Source organism: Clostridium sp. (assembly GCF_047718555.1).
Lineage (GTDB): Bacteria > Bacillota > Clostridia > Clostridiales > Clostridiaceae > Clostridium_I.
The window spans coordinates 1-4,460 of sequence record NZ_JBDNRK010000107.1 but is presented as its reverse complement, the minus strand read 5'-3'; the positions used below and the strand labels follow the sequence as shown (position 1 = coordinate 4,460).

The window sequence follows — 4,460 nt, the reverse complement described above, 5'->3', positions numbered from 1 at the left end:
TAGAACTGCAAATGCATGGCTTACTTGGCGTTGTACTCCCACTTTCACAGCGTGCGCAGGATACTTACGCCAAGTTAGTCAGGTGAAATAAAGTCTTTTTAAGTTTATTATCATGTCTGTAGTTTTATAATATATTAACAAGCTTACATATTCTGTGATTTTAATCACTTTTAATAATATAATATTGATAATTTTAATTAAATAAGCGGGAGGGAAATTATGTACAAACTAATAGCTATTGATATGGATGGAACATTACTAAAGAACGATAAAACAATTTCAAAAGTAAATTTTGATGCTATACAAAATGCCCGTAAGAATAATGTAAAAGTTGTCTTAGCCACAGGAAGACCAGTTAAGGGCATTGAAAGATATTTAAAAGAATTGAATTTAGTGGGAGAAGATGAATATGCAGTTACCTTTAATGGCGCATTAGTGCAAACCACTGATGGTGAGCACATAATTGCAAAAACTCTTTTGACTCTGGAAGATCTTCATTATCTGTATAATCTGAGTAAAGAATTAAAAGTAAATATTCACGCACACACAAGTGAAGAATGCATTACTCCAAAATCCAGTAAATACAGTTTATTAGAAGCCGAATTAAATTCTATTCCCTTAAAAGAAGTAGACTTTGACCATCTAGATAATAATACAACTATAGCTAAAGTTATGTTTATTGATGATGAAGAAATACTTGATAGAGTGATACAATCTTTACCTAACGAAATATATGAGAAATATACTGTAATGAGAAGTATGCCTTATTTCTTAGAATTCTTAAATAAGGAATCTAACAAAGGTACTGGTGTAAAATTACTTAGTGAAAAGCTCGGCATAAATCAGGATGAAATTATCTGTGCAGGTGATGCTGACAACGATAAACATATGATAGAATATGCAGGCCTAGGTGTTGCTATGGGCAATGCTGATGATAAGATAAAAGAGCTTGCCAATTTTGTCACAAAATCTAATGAAGATAACGGTATAGCTTATATAATTGATAAATTTATATTTAATAAATAACTTTATCTGTAAAATCATGTTTTTATAAGGCACTATGAAAAATTATCAATTTGAATAGTTTTTCATAGTGCCTTATAGATTTTGTTTGCAAAATATGTAAACTGTATCAATAAATTACTATATTTTAGTACTATTACTCTCATTTATAATCACATTCAAGAGCATATAATATAAAAAATAATTAGACTTATGTGAATTTTTACCATATAATTAAGATATATATTAAGTGAAATATAACAAGGAGTGCTACAAGATGTATTTTCTTTCATTATTATCATTAATTTGCTCAATTGTTTATTTATATATTGGAGTAAATATTTTTAGATTAAAAAAAGATTCAAATTTAACAAGATTATTTATTTTATCATGTATTGATATGTTTATATGGTCGTCCTCCTATGGATTATTTTATATTACAACAGATAATACTCAAATTGTATTTTCTAAAATAGCATCTTTAGGATGGTGTTATTGTCCTGCTCTATTTCTGCACCTGTCTTTAATTTATACTAAAAATAAATTTTCTAAAAAAAAGATATTAGCTTATGCTATATATATACCTGGAAGTATATTTTTCCTTATAAGATTGTTTTTAATTGGCTCTGATACATCCACATCGCCAATATTATTAAACTTTTTTTATAAATTTAATTTTATATATAATTTAACCTTTACTTCTGCCTGCTATTTACTGCTTTTCATCAGTTATAAAAAGTCAATAACTATAAAAGAAAAGAAGCAAACCAAAATGATTATACTTACAGGTACTTTTTCCTATATTTCTAACATAGCTATGCAATATATTCTATCTATATATGGCCTGAAAAATATACCTCAAATAGGTCAAATTTTAAACATAGTAATTTTTTTAGGAATATACTATTCCACTATTAATTATAGCCTATTTGAAATATCACCAAATCTTATGATAAATAAGTTAATAGGTCAAATGCTTGGTGCAGTTATAATCATTTCTCCTGCTGGAGAAATATTAAATATAAATAAGTTTATGGAGAAACTAACTGGATACAAAACAGATAGCTTAATAGGAAAACCTATATATGAATTAATGGATTCCAAAGACATATTAGATAACATATCAAAAAATAATTATAATGTAAGCGGCTACATGAAAATAAATTGTAAGACAAAAAATAATGAAATTATTCCTATGAATATATCGCCTTTTCCAATTATAAATAAGAAGATAAATGAAATATCAGGTATACTTTTAGTAGGTTATGACATTAGGGATAAAAAAAAGCTCCACAAGGAAGCTGAAGATTATAGAAAAAATGAAGAAGAATTAAAAGAAAATGAAGAAAAATTTAAAATAATGTTTTATAAGCATACCTCCATTATGTATCTTTTTGATCCTGAAACTTTACATATATTAGATGTTAACGATGCTGCCATAAAATTTTATGGATATTCTTATGAACAACTTAAAAATATGAAAATAACTGAAATAAATAAACTAAAGGAGGATAATTTACGAAATATTATAAAGAAAATAATATACAGCAATGATAATACCCCTTATAAAACTAAACATGTACTCTCTGATTGTAATCTTAGAGACGTTGAAATATATGCAACTCCTATTACCTTTAAAAATAAAAAAATAATATTTTCAATTATAAATGATATTACTGAAAGAAATAAAAATGATAAACATATATCATTTTTAGCTTATCATGACAGTTTAACAGGATTACCCAATAGAAAGCTTTTTTACTTAAAACTTGAACAAACCTTATGCCAGGCCCAATTAAACAATATGGTTTTTGCTATACTTTATATAGATTTTGATGGCTTCAAATCCATAAATGATACCTATGGTCATCAAATTGGAGATTTTGTTCTTCGCGCTGCTAGCCAGAAATTAAAACATTGTATAAGAAAAGAGGATATTTTAGCGCGTATAGGTGGAGATGAATTTATAATCTTACTTAATGATATACAAAATTATGAGAACGCTGAATTAGTAGTGGAGAAATTATTATCTATACTTAATGATCCAATAATCAAAAACAATCATAAACTTTTTATAAATGCAAGTATAGGAATAAGTCTTTATCCTCTTAATGGAGATACTATTGATTCTCTAATACAAAATGCGGATCATCACATGTATACTATAAAAAGACAAAAGAAAAAAATTCTCTAGAAAAAATTTAAATAAAATAACTTTTCACAGAAATTTTACTATGAAAAGTTAAATTAAAATAATACTGCTGTATTTTAATATAGTGTTATTTAGACACAGGTATAAATCCAATCTTTTTTTGTACTTTCCTTAGAGTTTTGTTTGCTATATAACTAGCTCTTTTTGCACCCTCTTTGTAAATTGATTCAAGATAAGCTTTATCAGTAGTAAGATTCTTAACCTTATCCTGAATTGGTTTAAGTTCATTTACAATAGCTTCTGCTACATCTTCTTTAAATTTAGCATAGCCCTGACCTTCATATTTTTTTTCTATAGATTCAATGCTTTCGCCAGTCAATGTATTAAGTATAGTCATGAGATTTTTAACTCCTGGCTGATCATCACTATATTTTACTATTCCTAAACTGTCTGTTACAGCTCTAGAAATTTTCTTTCTAATAACCTCAGGAGGATCCATAATCAAAATAAAGCTATTTGGATTATCAGAAGACTTAGACATCTTCTTTTCAGGTTCCTGAAGACTCATTATCTTAGCCCCTTTCTCCGGTATATAAGGTTCAGGTATTTTAAAAGTAGGACTATACGCATTATTAAATCTTTCTGCAAGATCCCTCGTTAACTCTAAATGCTGCTTCTGGTCTATTCCTACTGGTACTAAATCCGTTTGATAAAGCAATATATCTGCAGCCATCAATACAGGATAATTTAGAAGACCTGCTGATACACTGTTGCCATATTTACTAGATTTATCCTTAAACTGAGTCATCCTATTAAGCTCTCCTACATAGCTATAACAGTTTAGCAGCCAAGATAATTCTGTGTGTTCTGCCACATGAGATTGAATGAAAATTGTACTTTTTTCAGGATCTATTCCTGCTGCTATGTAAATTGCCATTACTTCTAGAGTTCTTCTCCTTAAGTCCTTTGGTTCCTGTTTAACAGTTATTGCATGAAGATCTACTACACAAAAATAACAATCATATTCATGTTGAAGCTTTACCCAGTTTTTTAAAGCTCCTAAATAATTTCCTAAAGTTAATTCTCCTGAAGGCTGAATTCCACTAAATATAACTTTTTTATTTTGTTCCAATTTTTCTACCATAAATTGTTGCTCACCTCTTATTAGTTACTAAAGTTCAAGTATATTTTGTTATTGTTTCCTTTTACATGCCTAATATTATACTCCAAAATTAATTTATATTGAAGCAAATTCTTAATTCAGGTGGGGATTCTTTTACCCCATCTGAATTTTAGAACTGCAAAT

General features: G+C 27.7%; 3 protein-coding genes. 2 read left to right on the top strand and 1 reads right to left on the bottom strand.

Going from position 1 to position 4,460, the window contains the following annotated elements:
* The first annotated feature begins 219 nt into the window (after positions 1 to 219).
* Positions 220 to 1,026, top strand: a complete 807-nt coding sequence (gene yidA / locus ABF633_RS20475) for a sugar-phosphatase (RefSeq protein ID WP_415526538.1) — start codon at positions 220 to 222, stop codon at positions 1,024 to 1,026.
* A gap of 253 nt (positions 1,027 to 1,279) precedes the next feature.
* Positions 1,280 to 3,196 (top strand): diguanylate cyclase domain-containing protein, encoded by a 1,917-nt coding sequence (locus ABF633_RS20470; protein ID WP_415526536.1) that lies wholly within the window; start codon positions 1,280 to 1,282, stop codon positions 3,194 to 3,196.
* Positions 3,197 to 3,281: 85 nt separating this feature from the next.
* On the opposite strand, the gene trpS is transcribed toward ABF633_RS20470, so the two are convergent.
* A complete protein-coding gene (gene trpS / locus ABF633_RS20465; protein WP_415526540.1) occupies positions 3,282 to 4,286 on the bottom strand; it encodes a tryptophan--tRNA ligase in 1,005 nt (334 codons plus the stop codon).
* Between the last annotated feature and the right edge of the window lie 174 nt (positions 4,287 to 4,460).

Coding starts and splice junctions, on each gene's coding strand:
- ABF633_RS20470 (WP_415526536.1), top strand. CDS start 1,280: ATGTATTTTCTTTCATTATTATCATTAATTTGCTCAATTGTTTATTTA.
- yidA (WP_415526538.1), top strand. CDS start 220: ATGTACAAACTAATAGCTATTGATATGGATGGAACATTACTAAAGAAC.